The sequence below is a fragment of the Polymorphospora sp. A560 genome (assembly GCF_045781765.1).
Classification (GTDB): Bacteria; Actinomycetota; Actinomycetes; order Mycobacteriales; family Micromonosporaceae; genus Polymorphospora; species Polymorphospora lycopeni.
The window spans coordinates 1,517,549-1,540,000 of record NZ_CP122282.1; the positions used below are offsets into that span (position 1 = coordinate 1,517,549).

A 22,452-nucleotide genomic window follows, 5' to 3' on the forward strand; every position below is an offset into this window, starting at 1 on the left:
CTTACCCGCTGTCCCCGTTGACAGGAACGGGCCACGACGATGATGGCCCGCGTCGAGTCTTCCATGTCGAAAAACAACTGGCGGGGGTGGTCCAGGTCACGTTCTGGTAATGGTGCCGTCACGGCCTTCGTGGGGGAAGGATTCGGCGCAGGGGCGCGACATCCCGCGCCGACCATGGGAAAGGACAGCATCGTGGCTGAGCGCGAGACCGTCGACATGTGGTTCGACCCCATCTGCCCCTGGGCCTGGGTCACCTCCCGCTGGCTGCTCGAGGTCGAGAAGGTACGCGAACTCGACATGCGGTTCCACGTCATGAGCCTGTCGGTGCTCAACTCCGGCCGGGACGTCCCGGAGCAGTACGCCAAGCTGCTGGAGGCCGGCTGGGGGCCGGTACGGGTCTGCATCGCCGCCGAGCGCGAGCACGGCGCCGCCGTGCTGCGTGACCTCTACACCGCGCTCGGCACCCGGATCCACCTGGGCCGGCAGGAACTGGGCCGGCAGCTCTACGTCGACGCGCTCACCGACGTCGGCCTCGATCCGGCGCTGGCCGACGCCGCCGACTCCACCGAGTTCGACGAGGCGCTGGTGGCCAGCCACAACGCCGGCATGAAGCCGGTCGGCACCGACGTCGGCACCCCGGTCATCCACGCGCCCGGCCCGGTCCCCGGCCAGCCGGTCGCGTTCTTCGGGCCGGTCGTCACCCCCGCGCCGAAGGGCGAGGCCGCCGGTCGGCTCTGGGACGGGGTCGTGCTGGTCGCGGGCACGCCGGGCTTCTACGAGCTCAAGCGGTCCCGCGACGAGGACCCGTCCTTCGGCTGACTGTGAGCATGGCGGGGTCGGCGTCGGCCTGGCCCAGGACTGCGTCGACGGGGTCGGTTCACCAGTGGTGAGCTGATGCTGGTGGTAGTGGGCGTGACCCTTCGTCTGGCCGGCGTCGTGCCTTCGACACGACCTGTCCGCCCGCTACCGCCGGCGCCGGCCCGGCGGGAGACGTTTGGCCTGGTCAGGAGCTTGACTGCCAGTCAGCGGCTGGCGTGTCCCGGCACCGTACCGAACTGCTCGCCGTGGCCGGGCAGCGCTCAGGGCGGTGGGTGCCGGCCCGGTCCACCGGCCCACCCGGAGGCCCGATACCACTGCCACGCCCTACAGCGAATTCGCTGTACGTACGCCGAATTCGCTGTGGACCGCAACACCTGAGGGGTCCTTCCCCGGCAGGCGCGGGCGCCGGGACGAGGTGGTGGTGGCCACCGCCAGGGCATCCGTGATCATCTGCTGCCCAGCAGTTCGACACGCCGTACCTGCAACGGCGGGACAACTGACGATCACCACCCGCCGCCCCGCCACGAAGGGCACGGGGGCGGCGGCCGGCGGGAAACGGCCCGGCCGGCGGCGGTATCCGCCTATCGTGGGGCTGACGGCGCCGTGACAAGTGGTCGACAGCCTCGTTGCGCAGGGTGTTCATCACGGCGACCCGGAACGGGTCGTGCTATCGCCGCAGCGGAGGCATTTCGATGGTCGAGACCCGCGAACCAGCCGCGGAGCCCGCAGAGCCCGCCGAGGTCGCGCAATGTCTGGGCGGCCGCTGGGCGGTCGAGGTCGGCCGGTGGAGTGACCGGCTTCCACCCGGATGTGCCGACCTGCTGGCGCCGCCCGTGGTGGTGTCGGTGCTGGCGGCCACCGGAGCACCGCAGGCTGCGGTGCCGGCGGCGGCAGCGGTGCCGGTGCGCAGGGCGGCCCCGACCCGCCGCCGCCGGATGGCGGTCGTCGGGTCCGGCACCCCGCGCGACAATCCGGTCCGGCCCGCCGTCCGCCGCCCGGCCCGCGCCGCCTGACCCGACCCCCCGGACCAGCCGGTACGTCCGGACGGCCGCCGCGGCCCCGCCCATCAGGCGGTGAACCGCCGGGGTATCGGGCGTCACACCGGGGTGCGACGGTAGCGTCACCGAACATGACGGTCGTGCATCCGATCGCCCGGGCCTGGATCACCACTGGCGGCACCGGCGCGCAAAACTACGACGAGTTCGCCGACGACGCGGAGATCACCGCGATCATCGGGGCCAACCCGCACAGCGCCCTGGCGATCGAGATGCCGCACAAGGCACCCGACGCCGAGGGCCGCTCCTTCCTCGACAGCCTGCCCGCCGCCGTCGCCCGGCTGGCCGAGGCGAAGGCCGACGGCAGCTACACCCCGGCCGAGCGGGTCGTGGTGCTCTACCGGATCTCCGAGCCGGCCAGCGACGGCGCCGCGTACGGGCTCTTCGCCGCCGTCGACACCGACCAGATCTCGACCAGCGCCGACGAACCGGGGCTGGTGATCCGCAACGAGGACGTGTTCATCGAGAAGGTCCGCGAGCGGGTCGCGCTGGCCGAGGAGACCGGGCACCTGCTGTCGCCCGTACTGCTGTTGCAGACCGGGCGGGGCGAGGAACTGCACACGGCGCTGGCCGCGGCGACCGAGCGGGCCGGCGCACCGGCGGCGACCGATGTCGACCAGTCGGGGCGTACGCACGCGATCTGGCTCGTCGGGCCCGGCCCCGAGCAGGACGAGCTGACCGCGCTGGCCGGGGGCGGCGAACTCGTCGTCGCCGACGGCAACCACCGCAGCCTGGCGGCGCAGACCGGCGGCCTGCGCCGCTTCCTGGCCGTGGTGACCACCCCGGCGTCGGTCGCCATCCAGCCCTACAACCGGCTGGTCGCCGAGCTGACCGTGACTCCCGACGAACTGGTCGCCGAGCTGACCGCCGCCGGCGCCACGGTCGAACCGGTCGCCGGTCCGGCCACCGTGCCGACCGGTGGCGGGGTCGTCCACCTCTACACCGCCGGCCGCACCCTGGCGGTCAAGCTGCCGGCCACCGCCGGTGGCGGCGTCGTCGACAATCTCGACCACGCCCTGGTCGAGCGGGTGCTGCTGCGCGGCGTCCTCGGCCTCGACCCGGGCGACAAGCGGATCACGTACGTCGGCGGCGACTACCCCGCCGAATGGCTGACCGGTGAGGTCGACGCCGGACGGGCGGAGCTGGCCGTGCTGATCGCCCCGGTGACCGTCGACGACTTCGTGGCGGTCAACCTGGCCCGCCAGAAGCTGCCCCGCAAGAGCACCTGGTTCACCCCGAAGGCCCGCGCCGGCCTCGTCCTCGCCCAGCTCGGCGACGACGGGGCAGGGGCGTGAGCGCGTGACCCTTCACCCGCAGGTGGTGGCCGCGCTCGCGGTACGGCCACGGCCGGCGTCCGAGGTGGTCGACGCCGATCCGCTCGCGGCGCTGGCGGCCGGCCGGGCGGCCATGCTCGCCGCGGTGCCGGCGGAGTGCGGACCTCCGGTTCCGGTCGCTTCTGTGTCCGATGTGGACGCCGACGGGGTGCCGTGCCGGCTCTACGCGCCCGCTCCCGGCGTACCGGTGCTCGTCTACGTGCACGGCGGCGGCTGGGCGATGGGCAACGTGGAGATCGTCGACGCGTTCTGCCGGCGGGTCGCCGACCGGTCCGGCTGCGCGGTGCTCTCGGTCGACTACCGGCTCGCGCCCGAGCACCCGTACCCGGCGGGGGTCGACGACGTCGAGACCGCGCTGACCTGGCTGCGCCGCGAAGGTCTCGGGCTGGACGTGAGCCGGGTGGCGATCGGCGGCGACAGCGCCGGCGGCCATCTGGCCACCGTCGTCGCCCGCCGGCAGCGCGACGCCGGCCGGCCGCTGGCCCACCAGGTGCTGATCTATCCGGTCATCGACCCGGCGATGGCCTCGGACTCCTACCGCGACCTCGGTGGGGCCGGCCTCGACCGGGCGACCATGGCCCGGTTCTGGGACCTGTTCGTGCCCGACCCCGCCGACCGGGCCGCGCCGGACGTGGCACCGCTCGCGGCGCCGCTGGCCGGCATGCCGCCCACCCTGCTGATCACTGCCGAGTACGACGTCCTGCGCGACGAGGGCGAGCGGTACGGCGTCGAACTGCTCGCCGCCGGCGTGCCCGTGGTGACCGTCCGCTACCAGGGCGTCAACCACGGCTTCGTCCGCAAGCTCGCCATCTTCGACGCCGCCGCGGTGGCCACCGACCAGATCGCGGCGGCGCTGCGCGCGGCGCTGGTGTGACCGATCGCCCGGCGCCGTGTCCCGGCGCCGGGCTCCGGCCGGCGGCTGACAGACTGCCGGTCATGCGCGTATACCTGGGAGCCGACCACGCCGGCTTCGAGCTCAAGGCACACCTGGCCAACCACCTCGCCAAGCAGGGCTACGACCTGGTCGACGTCGGCCCGCACCACTACGACCCCGACGACGACTATCCGGTGTTCTGCCTGCACGCCGGGGCCCGCGTGGTCGCCGACGAGGGCAGCCTCGGCATCGTCATCGGCGGGTCCGGCAACGGCGAGCAGATCGCGGCCAACAAGGTCGACGGGGTACGGGCGGCGCTGGCGTGGAACATCGACACCGCGCAGCTCGCCCGCCAGCACAACGACGCCAACGTGGTCGCGATCGGCGCCCGCCAGCACACCCTCGACGAGGCGACCGCGATCGTCGAGGCGTTCCTGGCCACCCCGTTCTCCGGCAACGACCGGCACGCGCGCCGGATCGCGACGATCACCGGGTACGAGGCGACGACCGAACTGCCCCCGCTGCCGTAGCCGGGCGGCCGTCAGCGGTTGCGCGGCAGGTCTTCGCGGGGCACCCAGTTGCGGCGTACGACCACCAGCCGATCCTCGGCTTCGGCCAGGTCGGCGGCGGTCGGCCGGGACGCGTCCCGGGCCCGCAGTGCGGCGCGTACGTCGACCTGCGAGGTCCCGGAGCCGATCAGCCCGCGCAGCCCCCGTTCGGCTTCCCGGTCGTCGGCCGGCGGGCCGCCGTTGCCGCGCCTGCCGTCGCCGCGCCCGTTGCCCCGCCCACCGGCACCGCGACCACCACCGGTGGCCGGAGCTCCAGCGGCCGGTCCGTCACCGGCGGCGGTCGTTCCGCCGCCGGTGGGGCCGGTGCCGCGGCGGGAGTCGGTGGGCCGGCCGGTGTCGCGCCGCCGGGGCGCCGACGGCTCCGGCCGTGGGTCGTGCACCTGTGCGGTCGACGCCGACGGCCCGTCCGGCCGCCCGGAGTCGTCCGGCCACGCGGCCGGCCGGGCGGGTCCGTCCGGTCCGGCCCCGCCCTCGGCCGGGTCGTCGGGGTTGACCGGGACGCGTCCGGCCTTGGTGTGCCGCAGCCGGCGCCGCCGGCGTTCGGGATCCGCCATGTGCCGACGGTACCGGCCCGGCCCGGTCAGAACACCTCCAGCGACGCCGGAGCCCGGTCCCAGCCGAACGCGGCGGCGGTACGCGCCACCGCGCCGGGAACCAGCTCGCCGACCCGGCCGGCGGCGGCGAGGGCGTTCAGGTCCGGCCCGCCCAGGTAGACCGCGCCCAGGTCACGGACGTCGCAGGTGAGATCGGCCGGGCCGCCGGTGCGTTCGCAGTGGGCGCCGGTACGGTCGCCGGTCAGCCGCCACCGGCCGGTGTTGTCCGGCAGCAGTGGATCGGTGACGTCGACCACCACGTCGACCGGGGTCCGGTAGCGGCGGGCGGCCAGCGCGGCACCGACGTCGAGCAGCCGTACCCAGAGCGCGTCGGCGACCCTGGGGACCAGTTGCCTCGGCTCGGCGACCAGGTGCTGCAACGGCTCGTCGAGCGACCCGAACGGATAGGTCGCGGTCCGGGTCAGGTCGATCGACAGCAGGAACCGCCACAGCTGGCGGTAGGCGTCCGGGGTCGCCGCGACGACCTCCTGGACGCGTACCTCGCCGGTGGGTCCGCCCGGGGTCCAGCCGCCCTTGGTACGCCACAGCGCGTAGCCCTCGACGCCGTCCGCGCCCTCGTACAGCACGGCCCGGCGTTCCGTGGCGCCGTCGCGCTGACCGGGGAAGTCGCCGAGCAGGTGGTCCCACCAGCGGCCGGGGCGGCTGGACCAGCCGGGCCGGTCCGGCAACAGCCGGTCGTACAGGTCGGCCAGTTCGGTCCGGAACGTGTCCGGCGGGCCGGTCCGCAGCCGGCCCCCGGCGGCCTCGGGCAGGCCGGCCTCCAGGGCCGTGACGTCGAGGACGAGGCGCTGGCTGGCGAGGCCGTAGCCGAACCTCGGGTAGATCCGGCCCTCGCTGGCCCACAGCACCGCGACCGGCTCGCGGCCGGCGTCGCGGGCCTCGCCGAGCTGCCGCTCCATGAGCCGGGTCAGCAGCCGGCGGCGCCGGTGGGTGGGCGCGACCCCGACCATGGTCACGTGCGTCGCCGGCACCACCGCTCCGGGGACGGTGAGGTCGCGGGTGAACGCCGCGGCGTGCGCGACGACGCGTCCCTCGTCGCGGACCACCAGTGACCGGTCGGGTTCGAAGACCAGCCGTTCACTCTCGTGGACGTCGGACTCCAGGGCATGGTGGAACGAGGCGGCCATCAGGGCGCCGACCTCGTCCCAGTCGTCGGGGGTGGCCGGCTGGATCGGCAGTTCGGCTTCGGTCATGTTGCGTGTCTAGCCGATCGGCGCACGGTGGGCGACCGTTTTGTCGGCTCGGTACCCTCGTATGCGAACGGTGGCCGGCGCTCGAAGGGGCAGGGGCGGTCGATCCCGGTGCGGATCGACCAGGGTCCGACGGATCGGCGCCGGGTCGATGCGCCACCGACGGGGAGGAAGCATGGCAGACCAGCCGAACCAGAGCCAGCCGTGGGAGCGCACCGTCGAGGTGCCCCGGCAGGAGGTGCCGCTCGGGCCGGCACCGTTCCGGCGCGGGGTGGCCCAGGTCGGCCCGCGTCCCGCCCCCACCGAGTCGTTTCCCGCCGCCCACGAGCACGAGCCCACCGGCACCGGCTGGCCCGGGGCGCCGGACCCGCACCAGCCCCGGATGCCGCTCAGCTACCACATGCGCCAGTTGCGGCTGGGCAGCGAGTGGAGCATCGTCGGCGGCCTCTTCGCCTTCGTCTGCTGGGGAATCTGGGCCATCTCGGCCCGCGGCGACCTCACCAGCCCGGTCGTCACGTTCGTCCTGACCCTCTTCGTCGCCGCCGGTGTCTTCGGGCTGTCCCGGCTGCTCGGCCGGGTCGTGCTGGAGCGCCAGCTCGGCCGGGTCCGGCGCACCGCGAAGGGCGCCCACCTGGCGACCGGCGTGTTCCTGGTCGGCGTCGGCATCGCCTACCTGCGCCAGACCGAGTGGGTGATGGGGATCTGGAACTGGTTCGCCGCGCTGTTCTGAGCGGCCGGGGCGCGGGCCGTGGAATTTGACGGCGTGCGACCCGGCTGCCGCATAATTGCTCCGCCCGACGGACGGAGAGGTCGACCCAGGTGGCGTTGCTCAGTGTGATCGTGCCGGTCTACCGGGTCGAGGAATACCTGGCCGAGTGTCTGGACTCCATCCTCGGGCAGTCGTTCGGTGACGTCGAGGTGGTCGCCGTCGACGACGCGTCCGACGACGGGTGCGCCGAGATCCTGGCCGGTCACGCCGCCCGTGAGCCGCGCCTGAAGGTCGTCACGCTGAGCCGCAACAGCGGGCTGGGCGCCGCCCGCAACGCCGGTCTCGCGGCAGCGACCGGCCGTTACGTCTGGTTCGTCGACAGCGACGACTGGCTGCCCGAGGGCACCCTCGAAGCCGTCGCCGCGCGGCTCGCCGACACCGAACCGGACCTGCTGGTGGTCGGCTACGCGCGGGTCTACCCCGACGGCACCCGGCGGTACGAGTCGCTGGCCAAGGTGACCGGCGGCCGGCCGATGCCGGACACCTTCACGCTGGCCGGGCAGCCGAGCATGCTCAACGTCCTGCACATCGCCTGCAACAAGATCGTACGGCGGGACTTCCTCGCCGAGACCGGCATCGGGTTCGGCCCCGGCTGGTACGAGGACGTGTCGTTCAGCCTCCCGCTGATGCTGGCCGCCGACCGGATCGCGCTGCTGGACCGCGACTGCTACGCCTACCGCCAGCGGCAGGCCGGCGCGATCACCCAGACGGTCAGCGACCGGCATTTCGAGGTCTTCCCGCACTGGGAGCGGGTCTTCGCCTTCATGGACGAGCACCCCGCCGAGACCGGGTCCGTGCGACCGCTCATTTTCCAGCGGATGATCTGGCACTATCTCAGTGTGTTGGGGCACTCACACAGGGTGCCCAAGATGCGGCGGAAGGAGTTCTTCACCCGCATGGCACAGCACTACCGGAGATATCTGCCACCGGCCGGCTACCCGATGCCGGGCGGCGCCGCCGGGCTCAAGCACCGGCTCGTCGGCCGGGGCGCCTACCGCCTCTTCGAGGCGCTGCGCGCGGTCAAGAAGGGCCGCCTCGACACGGCCACCCGGACGCCGCAACCCCGTGCCGCCACACCCGAGCTGACCGACGGGCGCGGACTGGCCCGATGACCGGCGCCGGGACCGCGGGCATCACCTGGCGGCTCACCGGAGCCCTGCCGGTGTCCCGTTCGGAACGGATCAGCCGCGCGGTCGGCACCCATGTCGTACCGACCGGGATCGGATCGGTCGCGGTGCTGGCCGGCTCCGTCGACCGGCTGCGGCACCTGGTCACCGCCCCGTCGACGCTGCGCACCGTCACCAGCGCCGTGATCACCGTCGGCTGGTGGCGCAGCCCCCGGCACGGCTGGTCGGGCCGGGTCGGCTGGCTCGACCACCTGGTCGGCCACCGGGTGACGCTGCCCCGGGGCGGGCGCGGGCCGGCCGTCGTACGGGTCACGCTGCGCCGGCCGACGCAGTTGCGCCTCGTCGTCGGCGCGGCGCTGGAAGCCCTCAGCCCCACCCGGCCGCTGCCCCGCCCGGCCGGCGCCCGGCTGACCGCCCGGGACACCCTGCCCGGCTTCCTGCCGATCCGCCCACCGGCCACCGTCGTCACCGGCGACCCGGCCGGCCAGGACGACGTACGCGCCCACGACCTGCTGCTGTGCCCGCCCGGCGGCGCACCGGACCAACCCGACCGGTACGCGGCGACGGCCGGCGCCACCCCGTACGGGCTGCGCACGGCCGGACGCACCACCATCCTGGTCGACGCCCAGCGGGTCAACCCGCGCGGGCGCACCGCCGGCGCGTACGCCCCCGACGCCCCCCGTGTACGCCTGGACTTCCGTCCGTCCGGCGCAGCCGTCGACGGGCGCGGCCCCGACCCGGCGACCCTCGCCGCCCTGCGCGGGGTCGGTGTCGTCGAGTGCCCGCGGGTCCCGGTCAACGACCCGGTCGCCGTCGCCGGCACGTTCGTGCAGCTGGCGATGACCGGCGCGGTGCTGTACGTACCCCACCTGCCGCCGACCGTCGGCGACCTGCTCGGCGCGGAACTGCGCCGCCTGGTCACCACCGTTGTCGACGGCACCGAACCGCTCGCCCTGGAGGTACGCAGCGTCGCCCAGCGCCGGGCCGCGATGCGCGACCACGGGACCGCCTTCGCGCTGCCGGCGGCGACCGGCGCGGCGTTTCCGGGCCTGCGCCGTCCACCGGCGGTCAGCGCGCTGCTGGTCACCCGCCGCCTCGACATGGTGCCGGGCGCGCTGCGGGCGATCGCCGCGCAGACCTACCCGGAGCTGGAGATCGTGCTGTGCCTGCACGGCGTCGAGGCGCCGGAGCCGCTGCGGGCCAGCCTGCCCGGCTACGACCGGCCGATCGAACTGGTCGAGGTCCCGGCAGGGGTCAGCTTCGGCGAGGCGCTGGGGCTGGCCACCGCCCGGGCCCGGGGCAGCCTGGTGACCAAGTTCGACGACGACGACACGTACGGCGCCGAGCACGTCTGGGATCTGGTGCTGGCCCGGCAGTTCTCGGGCGCGGCCCTGGTCGGCAAGGGCGCCGAGTTCGTGTTCCTGGAGTCGAAGGGGATCACCGTACGGCGGTCCGCCGGCGCGGCCGAGTCGGACGCGCAGGTGATCGCCGGCGGGACGATGATGATGGGCCGGGGCGACCTGGAGGAGGTCGGCGGCTGGCGCCCGGTGCCCGGCTCGGTCGACCTCGGGCTGATCGACCGGGTCAAGCGCCACGGCGGCCTGATCTTCCGCACCCACCCGCTCGGCTACGTCTACCACCGCCGAGCCACCGGCCACACCTGGGACCCCGGCGCCGCCTACTTCCAGAAGAACCTCTCCGCGAGCTGGCCCGCGCTGCCGCCCTACGAGGAGTTCGGCACCCTGCTGACCCCCTCATGATCCGCGTGATCAGGGACTGAATCGCGCGTGTCGTCGGCGTGCCGCGCCACAGACTCCCTGATCACCCGGATCTTGACCGGCGGGCCGGGCCGGACGCGCGGGCCGGGAGCCGGTCGCGTCCCGGAGCCGGCCGGGCCGGGAGGCGGTCGCGCCCGGGAGCGCGGGTAGGTTGGCCGGATGCCCCGTGCCCTGATCATCGGCGGGACCGGCCTGATCGGCCGGGCCACCGCACACCGCCTGCTCGCCGCCGGCTGGCGGGTCGACGTCACCGGACGGAATCCGGCCAACCTGCCGGCCGACCTCGCCGCCGCCGGCGCCCGCTTCGTCGCCGCCGACCGGGCCGACCCGGCCGCGCTGCGTACGGCCCTCGGCACCGGCGCCGACCTGCTCGTCGACTGCGTCTGCTACACCGCGCGGGACGCCGAGGCGCTGCTGCCGCTGGCCGGCGACGCCGGCTCGACGGTCATGATCTCCAGCAAGGCCGTCTACGTCGACGCCGACGGCAACCACTCCAACTCCGACGCGCCGCCCCGGTTCGCCGGCCCGGTCCGCGAGACCCAACCGACCCTGGCGCCCGGCGACGGCGACCACCAGACCCGGGAGGGCTACGGCCCGAACAAGGTCGCGGCCGAGCGGGTGCTGCTCGACAGCGGCGCCCCGGTCACCGTGCTCCGTCCCTCCAAGGTGCACGGTACGGGCGCCGTCCGGCCGCGCGAGTGGGTCTTCGTCAAGCGGGTCCTCGACCGGCGGCCCGCCGTGTTCCTCGCGGACCGGGGCGAGGGCACCGACCACACGACCGCCGCCGCCAACATCGCCGCCCTGGTCGAGGTGGTGGCGGCCCGGCCGGGGCGGCGGATCCTGAACAGCGCCGACCCGGACGCGCCGAGCGCGCTGGAGATCGCCCGTACGGTCGCCCGCCACCTCGGCCACGAGTGGGCGGAGGTGTTGCTCGACGGGGACGCCGACCCGGCGCTGGGGCAGCACCCGTGGCCGGCGCCGTACCCGATCGTGCTGGACATGACCGCGGCGCTGGACCTGGGCTACGTCCCGGCCGGCGACTTCGCCGCCACGGTCGCCGCCGAGATCGACTGGCTGGTCGAGGCCACCACGCGCGGGGCCGGCGTCCCGGCCGGGGTCGACACGGACTGGTTCGCCCCGATGTTCGACTACCCGGCCGAGGACGCCTACCTGGCCGGCCGCCGGTCCTGACCCGCGGGTCAGGACCGGCCGGTCACGGCGCCCAGGGGCCGGTGACGTTCCAGGTCACGTCGGCCAGCCACGACGCCGGCGAGTTGTACGCCGGTCCGCCGGCGCCGTTGCTCAGCCACACCTCCGCGCCGTGGTGCCGCAGGTAGGACCCCCGGAAGTTGTACGACTCGAACGACACCCCGCCGCCGGTCAGCCCGGTACGGGCACACCAGGTGGCGTCGGCGCGCAGCAGCGCCGACCCGTCGTCGGGGGAGTTGCGGACCCGGGAATCGACGTGCCGCAGGAACTGGCCGGGGAAGTTGACCGACTCGAACGAGTAGCAGCCCGTGCCGGCGAGCCCGGGCCGGACCGTGTACGTCGCGTCCTGCCTGAGCACCGTCGGGCTGCCCGCGTCGACCACCTCGGTGTACGCCAGGCCGTTCATGTGCCGCAGGTAGCGGTTGGTGAAGCCGGGGGTGGTCACCTGCAACGACCGTCGGGTGTGGACGGGCAGGGTGACCGGGCCGGAGCTGCCGAGCGCCTTCGACGCCGCGATCAGCGCCTGGTTGGCGGCGCGTACCCGGTTCTGGTCCATCTTGACCACCTGCCGGTCGTACGTGAGAAAGCCGTCCATATCGCCGTTGCCGGGGTTGCCGAGCGACTGGCAGCAGTTGTGTCCGCTGTGGGTGTTGACCAGGCGGGTCGGGTCCTGGTTCTTGACGTTCTGGCCGACCCGACGGGTGTCGGCCAGCGCCCGCTCGCCCCAGCCCTCGTTGTAGACGACGTACGCGACGACCGACGGCGAGCTGCGGGCCGGAGTGTCACTGGCCACCGTCTCCAACGTCGTCAACGGCTACCGCCCGGTCGGCGAACAGACCCGGCGGCGGGTGCAGCGGGCGATCGACGAACTCGGGTACGCGCCCAACCTCGGCGCCCGGCACCTGCGCCGCGGCCGGACCGGTCTCATCGCCCTGGCCATTCCCGAACTCAACAACCCGTACTTCGCCGAACTCGCCGGCTCCGCCATCCGCGAGGCGGCCAGCCTCGGCTACACCCTCGTCCTGGAGGACACCGCCGCCGACCGGGACCGGGAACTGGCCCTCACCGACGGCTCCCGCCGACCCGTCATCGACGGCCTCATCTTCAGCCCGGTGCGGATCGGCCGCGACGAGATCCTCGCCCGCACCGACCCGACCCCGCTGGTGCTCATCGGCGAAGGCGTCCACGACGTACCACACGACCACATCGCCATCGACAACATCGCCGCCAGCCACGCCGCCGTCCAGCACCTGGTGTCCATCGGCCGGCACCGGATCGCCTTCGTCGGCGCGCAGGCCGACGACCGCCAATCCGCCCACCTGCGGCTACGCGGCTACCGCGAGGCCCTGACCGGCGCCGGGCTGCCGTTCGAGCCCACCCTCGTCGCGGCCACCACGCAGTTCCGCCGCGTCGACGGGCTGCGCGCGATGCGCGACCTGCTCGCCCTCGACGAGCCGCCGGACGCGGTCTTCGGCTACAACGACCTGATCGCGATCGGCGCCATGCGCGCCATCGGCGAGGCCGGCCGGCGGATCCCCGACGACATCGCCGTCATCGGCTTCGACGACATCGAGGAGGGCCGGTTCAGCAACCCGACCCTGACCACGATCTCGCCCGACAAGGAGCGGATCGGCCGGCTGGCCGTACGGTCACTGGTCGCCCGGATCGAGGGCAGACCGGTCCATCCCCCGTACGACGTGCGGCCGCCGTTCCACCTCGTGCCCCGGGAGAGCACGCTAGCCCAGTAGCTTCTTCTGCACCTTGCCGAGCGCGTTACGGGGCAGCGCGTCGAGCAGGTGCACCGCCCGCGGCCGCTTGTGCACGGCCAGGTTGCGGGCCACGAACTCGACCAGCTCCGGGCCGGTGACCCCGTCGGCCACCACGTACGCCGTCACCCGCTGCCCCAGGTCCGGATCCGGTACGCCGATCACGGCCGCCTCCCGAACACCGGGGTGGGCCAGCAGCGCGTCCTCGACCTCGCCGGCCCCGATCCGGTAACCGCCGCTCTTGATCAGATCGGTGGAGGCCCGGCCGACGATCCGGTGCACCCCGTCCGGCCCGATCGTGGCGACGTCGCCGGTGCGGAACCAGCCGTCCCCGGCGGTGCTGGCCGCGTCCGCGTCCGGCCGGTTCAGGTAGCCGCTGAACAGCGTCGGCCCGGCCACCAGCAGCTCGCCCATCGCCTCGCCGTCGGCCGGCACCGGCCCGCCCCGCTCGTCGGCGAGCCGGGTCCGTACCCCCGGCAGCGGCGTCCCGACCGTGCCCGGCCGGCGTGCACCGTCCGCCCGCGCGCTCACCGTGATCAGCGTCTCGGTCATCCCGTACCGCTCCACGATCCGGTGCCCGGTCAGCTCCCGCAGGTCGGCGAAGACCGCCGCCGGCAGCGCCGCGCTGCCGGACACCAGCAGCCGCGCACCCCGCAGCGCCCGCGCCGAATCCGGGTCCGCGGCCACCCGCGACCACACCGTCGGCACCCCGAAATAGAGGGTGCCGCCCGCCGCCGCGTACCGCCGCGGCTGCGGGCGTCCGACGTGGTCCAGCCGGCTGCCGTGCCGCAACGGCCCGAGCACCCCGAGCACCAACCCGTGTACGTGGAACAGCGGCAACCCGTGCACCAGCAGGTCGTCGGGCGTCCACGCCCACGCGTCGGCGAGCCCGTCGAGACAGGCCGCGATCGACCGCCGGGAGACGACCACGCCCTTCGGCGCCCCGGTGGTGCCACTGGTGTAGAGGATCACCGCGGCCCGCTCCGGCTCCGGCTCCGGCCACGTCCGGTCGGACCGCTGGGCCAGATCCACCGGTACGACCGGCGGCCCGCCCGGCGCCACGTCGCTGCCCCTGGCCGCCAGCAGTGCCGCCACACCCGAGTCGGCGAACATGTGCCGGCGCTCCATCGCCCCGGCGTCGGCCGGTACGGGCACCACGGCCACCCCGGCGAGCAGCGCCCCGACGACGCCGACCACCGTCTCCATCGTCGGGGTCGCCTCGACCGCCACCCGCTCCAGCCCGTGCACCCGGTCGGCGACCGCGGCCGCGCACCGCAGCAGTTCGGCGCCGGACAGCGCGCTGCCGGCGACCCGGACCGCGTCCGGCCGCTCGTCCGGCGACTCTGACAACCGCTTCAGCAGCGACACGGCGGCGACGCCCTCCTCGAACGGGGACGGCGGTCCCCGGCGACCCTGGCCGCCCGACCGTAGCCGCACCACCCCCGGGTCGCCACCCGTGTCCGTACGGCGGGTCGGTCCACCCCGGCGACACCCGGACGGCGCGCGGGCGACGCCGGCTCCGGCGGGTAGCCGGGGTTCCGGACCGGCGCTGCTGGGATACTGACCGAAGCAGGGATCCGATCCGAGACTGAGGCGGGACGGCTGTGACCCAGACCGACAAGGCGGCGGAGGCTCTGGCCCGGGCCGCCGCGATGGCGGGGCACGCCCCGTCGGTGCACAACACGCAACCGTGGCGGTGGACGGTCCATCCGGACCGGCTCGAGCTGTCCGCCGTACGCGACCGGCAGCTCGCCGCGACCGACCCGGAGGGGCGGCTGCTGATGATCAGTTGCGGCGCCGCGCTGCACCATGCCCGGACGGCGCTCGCCGCCGACGGCTGGGACTGCGCGGTGCGGCGGCTGTCCGACCCCGACCGCCCCGACCTGCTGGCCGTGCTCACCCCCGGCGGGCACCGTACGCCCGACCAGGCCGCGGTGCGCCTGGTCCAGACCATGTCGGTACGGCACACCGACCGGCGCCCGCTCAGCGACGAGGTGCTGACCGACGACGTCCTGAAGACGATCTCGGAGGCGGTCCGCGCGGAGGGGCCGCACCTGCATGTGCTCACCGGCGAGCAGGTCTACGACCTGGCGTCCGCGGCCGACCGGGCGGGCACCGCCGAGCGGGAGGACCCGGCGGTCCAGGAGGAGCTGGCGTACTGGATCGGGCGCGGCGACGGGCTCGGCGTCCCGGCCCACGCCCTGCCCGAGGTCCAGCCGGCGACGACCGTGCCGGGGCGGGACTTCGGTCAGCCGGGCACCCTGCCGATCGCGCCGGGCCACGACCGGGCGGCGTTCTACGGCCTGCTGTACGGCGACGGCGACGAGCCGCTGTGGTGGCTGCGGGCCGGTGAGGCGCTCTCCGCGGCCTGGCTGACCGCCACCCGGCTCGGCGCCTCGGTGCTGCCGCTGAGCGCGGTGGTCGAGGTGACCGCGACCCGGGCGGCGCTGCGCCGGCTGGTCGCCGAGTTGGGCTGGCCCTACCTGGTGATCCGCCTGGGGGTGGCCGACCCCGAGCACGCCGGCCCGGCCCACACCCCCCGCCTGCCGACCCCCCAGACGGTCGACACCTCCCCGACCACCAACCCCCCAAGATCCGCGTGATCAGGGACTGAGTCGAGCGTGTCGCCGGCGCGTCTGCCGGTGAACTCCCTGATCACCGGGATCTTGCAGGTGGCGGTGACACACGGAACTCGCCGGCGGGTCGAGCCGCCGGCGAGTTCGTGTTCGGGTCATTACCTGAGGATCCGGGTCGCTACCTGAGGAAGGGAAGGCGCTTGACGATCGGGACGCGGGCCCAGAGCCGGCCCAGGCCGAGCGTGTCACCGGCCGCGGTCAGCGCCAGGACCAGGAGCACACCCGCGTAGATCAGGTGGTCGTCCATGAAGGGGTTGTTCGCCGGGGGCAGGACGGCGGTCCACATCAGCACCATCATCAGGCCACCGGCCGCGGCGGCCACCCGCATGCCCACGCCCAGGATGAGCGCGGTGCCGATGGCGGCGAGCCCGATCATGAAGAGCCAGTCGGCCCAGGCCGCCCCGGCGAAGCCGCGGTAGAAGTCGGCGAACGGACCGGCCACGGCGTTGCCGAGGAAGCCCCTGGTGGGGCTGCCGCCGTTGACCCAGGCCTGCTCCGCGGCGGTCCTCTGGCCGAGGCCGAAGAGCTTGTCGAGGAACGCCCAGAGGAAGATCCAGCCGAGCGCCAGCCGCAGCCCGGCGAGGGTGTAGCGGGTGGCCTTGCGGCCGGTGGTCTCGGCCGGGCGGATGGCTCCGGTGACCGGCGGGATCACCGCGTTGGTGGTCACCCGGTGGTTGGCGGTGCGTTCGATCGTCGTCATGGCCGTTCACGCCTTCCTGACTCTCGCTGACGAATCAATTCGACCACCGGGAGAGGGGCTGCGATCAGTGCCGGGAGACCGCTCCTGACGGGACCTTCGGCACGGTCGCGCAGGGACCATCGGCGAGCGGGTGTCACGGGGGAAGACCCTGGACGGTACGAGACGAGACGCGGAGCGGGCGACGAGAATCGAACTCGCGTAATCAGTTTGGAAGACTGAGGCTCTACCATTGAGCTACGCCCGCATGCACCTCGATCACCCGAGGTACGGCCACAGCATAGCGGGTCCGGCAACCCGGTTCCCAGTGCGTTCCCGGCCCCGGCCCGCCCGGAGACGGATACCAGGCGGCGCGCCCGGCCGCCGACGTCATACACTTCTCTCCGCCACGGGGTGTGGCGCAGCTTGGTAGCGCACTCGCTTTGGGAGCGAGGGGCCGTGGGTTCAAATCCCGCCACCCCGACTGTGATCCACCAGCGGTGTCGGGTGCCCGCCGGGCCGGCCGACCGGCTCGCCTACACTCGATGGGCTGAATCACGCCCAGACCAAGACTGAGATCCGTCAAGGAGTACGCCTGTGAAGAGCACCGTCGAGACTCTGAGCCCGACGCGCGTCCGGCTCGCCATCGAGGTGCCGTTCGTCGAGCTCGAGCCGAGCCTCAGGAAGGCGTACCGGGAGATCGGCCAGCAGGTCAACATCCCGGGCTTCCGCCGGGGCAAGGTGCCGTCCGCCGTCATCGACCAGCGGGTGGGCCGCGGCACGGTGCTCAACGAGGCCGTCCAGGAGGCGATCCCGGAGAACATCCTCGCGGCCGTGCGCGAGCACGACGTCAAGACGCTCGGCCGCCCCGAGGTGGAGATCACCGAGTTCACCGACGGCGAGCCGCTGAAGTTCACCGCCGAGGTCGACGTCCGGCCCGAGATCGCCATTCCCGACCTGGCCGGCATCGAGGTCACCGTCGACGAACTCCAGGTCGGCGAGAACGAGATCGACGAGCAGCTCAACGGGCTGCGGGAGCGGTTCGCGACGCTGAAGACGGTCGAGCGGGCGGCCGCCGACGGCGACTACGTCCAGATCGACCTCGCGGCGACCGTCGACGGTGTCGAGGTGCCCGGCGGTTCCGCCAGCAACATCTCCCACGAGGTGGGCAGCAAGCAGCTCCTGCCCGGCCTGGACGAGGTGCTGGTCGGCATGTCGGCCGGTGACGAGGCGACCTTCGTCACCCAGCTCGTCGGTGGCGACTTCGCCGGCCGTGACGCCGACGTGGCGGTGACCGTCCGCACGGTCAAGGAGAAGCAGCTTCCGCCGCTCGACGACGAGTTCGCCCAGCTCGCCAGCGAGTTCGACACGCTGGAGGAGCTGCGCGGCGACCTGAGCGAGCGGGTCACCCGGGTCAAGAAGGTCGAGCAGATCTACGCCGCGCGGGACAAGGCGCTGGAGCAGATCGTGGCGGCCGCCGACGTACCGGCGCCGGAGGGCGTGGTCCGCGACGAGGTCGAGCACCGCAAGCAGGCCATGATCGACCAACTCGAGCGGATCGGCGCCTCGATGGAGGACTACCTCACGTCGGAGGAGAAGACCGAGGAGCAGGTCGACGAGGAGCTCAACGCCGCCGCGACCGAGGGCGTCAAGATCCAGCTCCTGCTCGACACGCTCGCCGACGCCGAGGACGTGCAGGTCAGCGACGACGAGTTCGGCCACGAGATCGTGCACCGCGCACAGCGGGCCGGCGTCGCCCCCCAGCAGTACTACGACCAGCTCGTCCGGTCCGGCACGGCCGGCGCCGTCTTCGGCGACGTACGGCGGGGCAAGGCGCTGACCGCCGTCCTGGAGCGGGTGAAGATCACCGACACCGCGGGCAACGCGCTGAGCATCGACGAGCTGCGGGCTGCCAGCGAGCACAACCACGAGCACTGAGTCGTTCGACGGGCGGCCGTCGCACGTCCTCGGACGTACGGCGGCCGAATCCCTTTCTGTGGGCCGGCTCCGGCCCACTGCGCTGAGAGCGAACACTGTGCGCGGAAGGAAGCTGCGACCCCCGGCAGCGGTTAGTGTCGGGCGTAAGACGCACGGAGAGCGAAGGGCTGCCATGACCGAACTGCACATCCCAGCGGTGCCGTCGCGGGCGATCGTCGCCCGTGGTGGGGACTCCCTCAGTGGCAACCTCGACGACACGGTTTACAACCGGTTGCTCAAGGAACGGATCATCTTCCTGGGCAGCGAGGTGACCGACCAGGTCGCCAACCGGATCTGCGCGCAGCTGCTCCTGCTCGCCGCCGAAGACCCGGAGAGCGACATCAACCTCTACATCAACTCGCCCGGCGGCTCGGTCTACTCCGGCATGGCGATCTACGACACCATGCAGTACGTCACGAACGACGTGGCGACCATCGCGATGGGCATGGCGGCGTCGATGGGGCAGCTGCTGCTCTGCGCCGGCACCAAGGGCAAGCGCTACGCCCTGCCGCACGCGCGGATCATGATGCACCAGCCGTCCGGCGGCATGGGGGGCACCGCGTCCGACATCGCCATCCAGGCCGAGCAGATGCTGTACACGAAGCGGATGTTCCAGGAGCGGGTCGCCCACCACACCGGTCAGGACCCGGCCCAGATCGAGGCCGACTCCGACCGTGACCGCTGGTTCACGGCCGCCGAGGCACGCGACTACGGCTTCATCGACCAAGTGATCACCGGAGCGACGCAGGTCCCGACCGGCGCCGGCACCCGCAACTGAGGAAGGCGACCATGAGCGACCTGACCCTGCCGCCGCAGCTCGCCGCGGTGCACAACCGCTACGTCCTCCCGTCCTTCGTCGAGAAGACCTCGTACGGGATCAAGGAGTCCAACCCGTACAACAAGCTGTTCGAGGACCGGATCATCTTCCTCGGGGTCCAGGTGGACGACGCGTCGGCCAACGACGTGATGGCGCAGTTGCTGACGCTCGAGGGCACCGACCCCGACCGCGACATCACCATGTACATCAACTCGCCCGGTGGCTCGTTCACCGCCATGACGGCGATCTACGACACCATGCAGTACGTCCGTCCGGACATCCTCACCGTGTGCCTCGGGCAGGCGGCCAGCGCGGCGGCGGTGCTGCTCGCGGCCGGCACCCCGGGCAAGCGGATGGCGCTGCCCAATTCGCGGATCATCATTCACCAGCCGGCCACCGAGGGCGGCTACGGCCAGGGCTCGGACATTGAGATCCAGGCCCGGGAGATCCTGCGGATGCGTACCCAGCTCGAGGAGATGCTGTCGCGGCACTGCGACCGGCCGCTCGACCAGGTCCGTAAGGACATCGACCGTGACAAGATCATGACGGCTGAGGAGGCGCGCGAGTACGGCCTCGTCGACACCATCCTCACCAGCCGCAAGAAGGGCCTGCTCGCCGCCAACGCGGCGGGCTGATCCGACCCGGGTCAGGGGCCGGCCGGCCCGCGAAAGCCGGCCGGCCCCTGACACACCCGTTTCGGGGGTCGGAGAAATCCCCGGCAGCGGGTAACGTCGAGACTGCACCGTTCGGCCGGCCCGACCGGCGGAACGATCGGGAAGCGCGGCAACACCACGGCGGCAAGCCGGGGCAACAACGCGAACCACAGACCGACGTGATCGACAGACCGGCATCAACGACCAGGGCTGATGACTGCGATCGACAGCGATCGTGGATGATCGAGCCGGACGTGCAGGACCGGGACGACGACGATCGGAGCGACGGGGCACCCCGTCCTCAGGCCAGGGCCGGTGAGCGAACCGGCCGATGAGCGCAGGGAGAACGTAGGTGGCACGGATCGGTGACGGTGGCGACCTACTCAAGTGCTCCTTCTGCGGTAAGTCGCAGAAGCAGGTCAAGAAGCTCATCGCGGGCCCAGGGGTCTACATCTGCGACGAGTGCATCGACCTCTGCAACGAGATCATCGAAGAGGAGTTGGCCGAGTCCGGCGAGGTGAAGTGGGAAGAGCTTCCCAAGCCGATGGAGATCTGCCAGTTCCTCGACTCGTACGTGGTCGGCCAGGACCAGGCGAAGAAGGCACTCGCGGTCGCGGTCTACAACCACTACAAGCGCATCCAGGCCGAGGCCGCCGGGGCGCCGGGGTCGGGCAACGACGCCGTCGAGGTGGCGAAGTCCAACATCATGCTGATCGGCCCGACCGGCTGCGGCAAGACACACCTGGCCCAGACGCTGGCCCGGATGCTCAACGTCCCGTTCGCCATAGCCGACGCGACAGCCCTCACCGAGGCCGGCTACGTCGGTGAGGACGTCGAGAACATCCTGCTCAAGCTGATCCAGGCGGCCGACTACGACATCAAGCGGGCCGAGACGGGCATCATCTACATCGACGAGGTCGACAAGATCGCCCGCAAGTCGGAGAACCCGTCGATCACCCGCGACGTGTCCGGCGAGGGCGTCCAGCAGGCACTGCTGAAGATCCTGGAGGGCACGGTCGCCAACGTGCCGCCACAGGGCGGGCGCAAGCACCCCCACCAGGAGTTCATCCAGATCGACACCACCAACGTGCTCTTCATCGTCGGTGGTGCGTTCGCCGGCCTCGACCGGATCATCGAGTCCCGCACCGGCCAGGGTGGCACCGGCTTCGGCGCCCGCCTGCGGGCCGTGTCGGAGCGGTCGACCGACGACATCTTCAGCCAGGTGATGCCCGAGGACATGCTGAAGTTCGGCCTGATCCCGGAGTTCATCGGCCGGCTTCCCGTGATCACCAACGTCCGCAGTCTCGACCGCGAGGCGCTGGTCCGCATCCTCACCGAGCCGCGCAACGCACTCGTACGGCAGTACCAGCGCCTGTTCGAGCTCGACGGCGTCGAGCTGGAGTTCGACGCGCCCGCCCTCGAAGCGATCGCCGACCAGGCGATGCTGCGGGGCACCGGGGCCCGCGGCCTACGCGCGATCATGGAGGAGGTGCTGCTCTCGGTGATGTACGAGGTGCCCAGCAACCCCGACGCCGCGCGTGTGGTCATCACCCGTGAGGTGGTGCTGGAGAACGTCAACCCGACCATCGTGCCGCGTGAGTTCACCGGCCGGCGGGGTCGTCGCGACCAGCGTGAGGAAAAGTCGGCCTGAGCCGTCGCCTCTGGCCGGCTCGTCACCCGGCCCGTAGGCTGCCAGCATGCGTGTCGCCGTGTGCCAGCTCAACGCCCGTGACGAGCCGCAGGAGAACCTGAAGACCGCCCACGACCTGCTGCGCCGGGCCGCCGCGGCCGGTGCCGACCTCGCCGTGCTTCCCGAGTACGTCGACTACCTCGGCCCCTCGGCCAAGCAGCCCGAACCGCAGCCCGTCGACGGGGAGTTCGGCGCCTTCTTCGCCGACGCGGCCCGGGAACTCGGGATGTGGGTGCTGGCCGGCTCCTTCCACGAGGCCGGCCCGGACCCGGAGCACACGTACAACACGTCGCTGGTCTTCGACCGGGCCGGCAGTCTCGCCGGCACCTACCGGAAGATCCACCTGTACGACGTCGAGATCCCCGGCCGGGTCTCCTACCTGGAGTCGGCCGGGGTGGCGCCGGGCACCGAACCCGTCGTGGTCGACGTCGAGGGCGTGCCGGTGGGCCTGTCCATCTGCTACGACCTGAGGTTCCCCGAGCTCTACCGCCGGCTGGCGGTCGCCGGCGCCGAGATCCTGGTGGTGCCCGCGGCGTTCATGCTGCACACCGGGCGCGACCACTGGGAGATCCTGCTGCGGGCCCGGGCGATCGAGAACCAGTGCTTCGTGGTCGCCGCCGGCCAGATCGGTGACCACGACCCCGGCCGTACCTGTTTCGGCCGCAGCATGGTCGTCGACCCGTGGGGGACGGTGCTCGGCCAGGCGCCGGACGTCGTCGGGGTGACGGTGGTCGACCTCGACCTCGAGCGGCTGCACCGGATCCGGCAAGAGCTGCCCAGCCTGGCGAACCGCCGCCTCTGATCCGCCGCCCTGATCCGCTGTCCGGGTGGGCCGGGCGGCCTGCCCCCGGTTCGGGGGAGTGGTCAGCCCTGCAGGAGGACGCCGAGCACGGCCAGCC

The 22,452-nt window shown here is 72.9% G+C and carries 22 protein-coding genes and 2 tRNA genes (1 of these 24 running past the window's edge); 17 read left to right on the top strand and 7 right to left on the bottom strand.

Annotated features, from left to right (window positions below; genetic code table 11):
* Positions 1-192 precede the first annotated feature (192 nt).
* The 5 genes from QCD66_RS07010 (at position 193) to QCD66_RS07030 (ending at position 4,612) form a co-directional block, all read left to right on the top strand.
* On the top strand, positions 193-819 hold the full coding sequence (locus QCD66_RS07010) for a disulfide bond formation protein DsbA (protein WP_375734672.1): 627 nt from the start codon (positions 193-195) through the stop codon (positions 817-819).
* A gap of 692 nt (positions 820-1,511) precedes the next feature.
* Positions 1,512-1,832, top strand: coding sequence for a hypothetical protein (locus tag QCD66_RS07015; RefSeq protein WP_375734673.1), 321 nt, complete (start codon positions 1,512-1,514; stop codon positions 1,830-1,832).
* 116 nt (positions 1,833-1,948) lie between these two features.
* Positions 1,949-3,169, top strand: a complete 1,221-nt coding sequence (locus tag QCD66_RS07020) for a DUF1015 family protein (protein WP_375734674.1) — start codon at positions 1,949-1,951, stop codon at positions 3,167-3,169.
* Between the two features lie 4 nt (positions 3,170-3,173).
* A complete protein-coding gene (locus QCD66_RS07025; protein WP_375734675.1) occupies positions 3,174-4,082 on the top strand; it encodes an alpha/beta hydrolase in 909 nt (302 codons plus the stop codon).
* Between the two features lie 62 nt (positions 4,083-4,144).
* A complete protein-coding gene (locus tag QCD66_RS07030; RefSeq protein WP_375734676.1) occupies positions 4,145-4,612 on the top strand; it encodes a ribose-5-phosphate isomerase in 468 nt (155 codons plus the stop codon).
* 11 nt (positions 4,613-4,623) lie between these two features.
* On the opposite strand, the gene QCD66_RS07035 is transcribed toward QCD66_RS07030, so the two are convergent.
* Positions 4,624-5,031, bottom strand: coding sequence for a hypothetical protein (locus tag QCD66_RS07035; protein WP_375734689.1), 408 nt, complete (start codon positions 5,029-5,031; stop codon positions 4,624-4,626).
* A gap of 200 nt (positions 5,032-5,231) precedes the next feature.
* Positions 5,232-6,458, bottom strand: a complete 1,227-nt coding sequence (locus QCD66_RS07040) for a GNAT family N-acetyltransferase (protein WP_375734677.1) — start codon at positions 6,456-6,458, stop codon at positions 5,232-5,234.
* A gap of 172 nt (positions 6,459-6,630) precedes the next feature.
* Here QCD66_RS07040 and QCD66_RS07045 point away from each other — a divergent pair, with 172 nt between their 5' ends.
* From QCD66_RS07045 to QCD66_RS07060, 4 genes are all read left to right on the top strand, one after another.
* Positions 6,631-7,185: a hypothetical protein gene (locus QCD66_RS07045; RefSeq protein ID WP_375734678.1), complete on the top strand. Its 555-nt coding sequence runs from the start codon at positions 6,631-6,633 to the stop codon at positions 7,183-7,185.
* An 89-nt stretch (positions 7,186-7,274) separates the two neighbouring features.
* Positions 7,275-8,336 (top strand): glycosyltransferase family 2 protein, encoded by a 1,062-nt coding sequence (locus QCD66_RS07050; RefSeq protein ID WP_364220576.1) that lies wholly within the window; start codon positions 7,275-7,277, stop codon positions 8,334-8,336.
* Positions 8,333-10,111 (top strand): hypothetical protein, encoded by a 1,779-nt coding sequence (locus QCD66_RS07055; protein ID WP_375734679.1) that lies wholly within the window; start codon positions 8,333-8,335, stop codon positions 10,109-10,111. The genes QCD66_RS07050 and QCD66_RS07055 overlap by 4 nt, the downstream gene beginning before the upstream one ends.
* 177 nt (positions 10,112-10,288) lie before the next feature.
* Positions 10,289-11,320: an NAD-dependent epimerase/dehydratase family protein gene (locus tag QCD66_RS07060; protein WP_407567047.1), complete on the top strand. Its 1,032-nt coding sequence runs from the start codon at positions 10,289-10,291 to the stop codon at positions 11,318-11,320.
* 22 nt (positions 11,321-11,342) lie between these two features.
* On the opposite strand, the gene QCD66_RS07065 is transcribed toward QCD66_RS07060, so the two are convergent.
* The gene (locus tag QCD66_RS07065; protein WP_375734681.1) at positions 11,343-12,131 is read right to left on the bottom strand and encodes an AbfB domain-containing protein; all 789 of its coding nucleotides are present in this window, start codon (positions 12,129-12,131) and stop codon (positions 11,343-11,345) included.
* Between QCD66_RS07065 and QCD66_RS07070 the strand changes: the two genes are divergently transcribed.
* Positions 12,118-13,086, top strand: coding sequence for a LacI family DNA-binding transcriptional regulator (locus QCD66_RS07070; RefSeq protein ID WP_375734682.1), 969 nt, complete (start codon positions 12,118-12,120; stop codon positions 13,084-13,086). The two genes, QCD66_RS07065 and QCD66_RS07070, sit on opposite strands and share 14 nt — an antisense overlap.
* On the opposite strand, the gene QCD66_RS07075 is transcribed toward QCD66_RS07070, so the two are convergent.
* The gene (locus QCD66_RS07075; RefSeq protein WP_375734683.1) at positions 13,075-14,472 is read right to left on the bottom strand and encodes an acyl-CoA synthetase; all 1,398 of its coding nucleotides are present in this window, start codon (positions 14,470-14,472) and stop codon (positions 13,075-13,077) included. The two genes, QCD66_RS07070 and QCD66_RS07075, sit on opposite strands and share 12 nt — an antisense overlap.
* 236 nt (positions 14,473-14,708) lie before the next feature.
* On the opposite strand from QCD66_RS07075, the gene QCD66_RS07080 reads away from it, so the two are divergent.
* A complete protein-coding gene (locus tag QCD66_RS07080) occupies positions 14,709-15,707 on the top strand; it encodes an Acg family FMN-binding oxidoreductase (RefSeq protein ID WP_375734684.1) in 999 nt (332 codons plus the stop codon).
* 151 nt (positions 15,708-15,858) lie between these two features.
* Here the strand turns inward: QCD66_RS07080 and QCD66_RS07085 are convergent, their stop codons facing one another.
* Complete coding sequence (locus tag QCD66_RS07085) at positions 15,859-16,440, bottom strand: DoxX family protein (RefSeq protein WP_375734685.1); 582 nt, start codon at positions 16,438-16,440, stop codon at positions 15,859-15,861.
* A gap of 173 nt (positions 16,441-16,613) precedes the next feature.
* Positions 16,614-16,684 (bottom strand) — tRNA-Gly (locus QCD66_RS07090).
* Between the two features lie 142 nt (positions 16,685-16,826).
* Between QCD66_RS07090 and QCD66_RS07095 the strand changes: the two genes are divergently transcribed.
* The 6 genes from QCD66_RS07095 to QCD66_RS07120 all read left to right on the top strand — a co-directional run bounded on the left by QCD66_RS07095 (position 16,827) and on the right by QCD66_RS07120 (position 22,355).
* Positions 16,827-16,900: transfer RNA gene (locus tag QCD66_RS07095), tRNA-Pro, on the top strand.
* A gap of 113 nt (positions 16,901-17,013) precedes the next feature.
* Positions 17,014-18,354 carry a trigger factor gene (gene tig / locus QCD66_RS07100; RefSeq protein WP_407567048.1) on the top strand — a complete coding sequence of 447 codons (1,341 nt, stop codon included), beginning with the start codon at positions 17,014-17,016 and terminating at the stop codon, positions 18,352-18,354.
* A gap of 172 nt (positions 18,355-18,526) precedes the next feature.
* Positions 18,527-19,171: a ClpP family protease gene (locus QCD66_RS07105; RefSeq protein WP_212821860.1), complete on the top strand. Its 645-nt coding sequence runs from the start codon at positions 18,527-18,529 to the stop codon at positions 19,169-19,171.
* 11 nt (positions 19,172-19,182) lie between these two features.
* Complete coding sequence (locus tag QCD66_RS07110) at positions 19,183-19,845, top strand: ATP-dependent Clp protease proteolytic subunit (RefSeq protein ID WP_364220551.1); 663 nt, start codon at positions 19,183-19,185, stop codon at positions 19,843-19,845.
* Between the two features lie 370 nt (positions 19,846-20,215).
* On the top strand, positions 20,216-21,514 hold the full coding sequence (gene clpX / locus QCD66_RS07115; RefSeq protein ID WP_212821858.1) for an ATP-dependent Clp protease ATP-binding subunit ClpX: 1,299 nt from the start codon (positions 20,216-20,218) through the stop codon (positions 21,512-21,514).
* Between the two features lie 46 nt (positions 21,515-21,560).
* Entirely contained in the window at positions 21,561-22,355 is a 795-nt protein-coding gene (locus tag QCD66_RS07120; RefSeq protein WP_357544449.1) for a carbon-nitrogen hydrolase family protein, read from the top strand.
* Between the two features lie 62 nt (positions 22,356-22,417).
* On the opposite strand, the gene QCD66_RS07125 is transcribed toward QCD66_RS07120, so the two are convergent.
* Positions 22,418-22,452, bottom strand: partial view of a hypothetical protein gene (locus tag QCD66_RS07125; RefSeq protein WP_375734686.1) — the final stretch only. 181 nt of this gene lie beyond the right edge of the window; 35 of the gene's 216 nt are visible here — the last part of the coding sequence; its start codon lies off the right edge, out of view — the gene reads right to left on this strand; its stop codon occupies positions 22,418-22,420.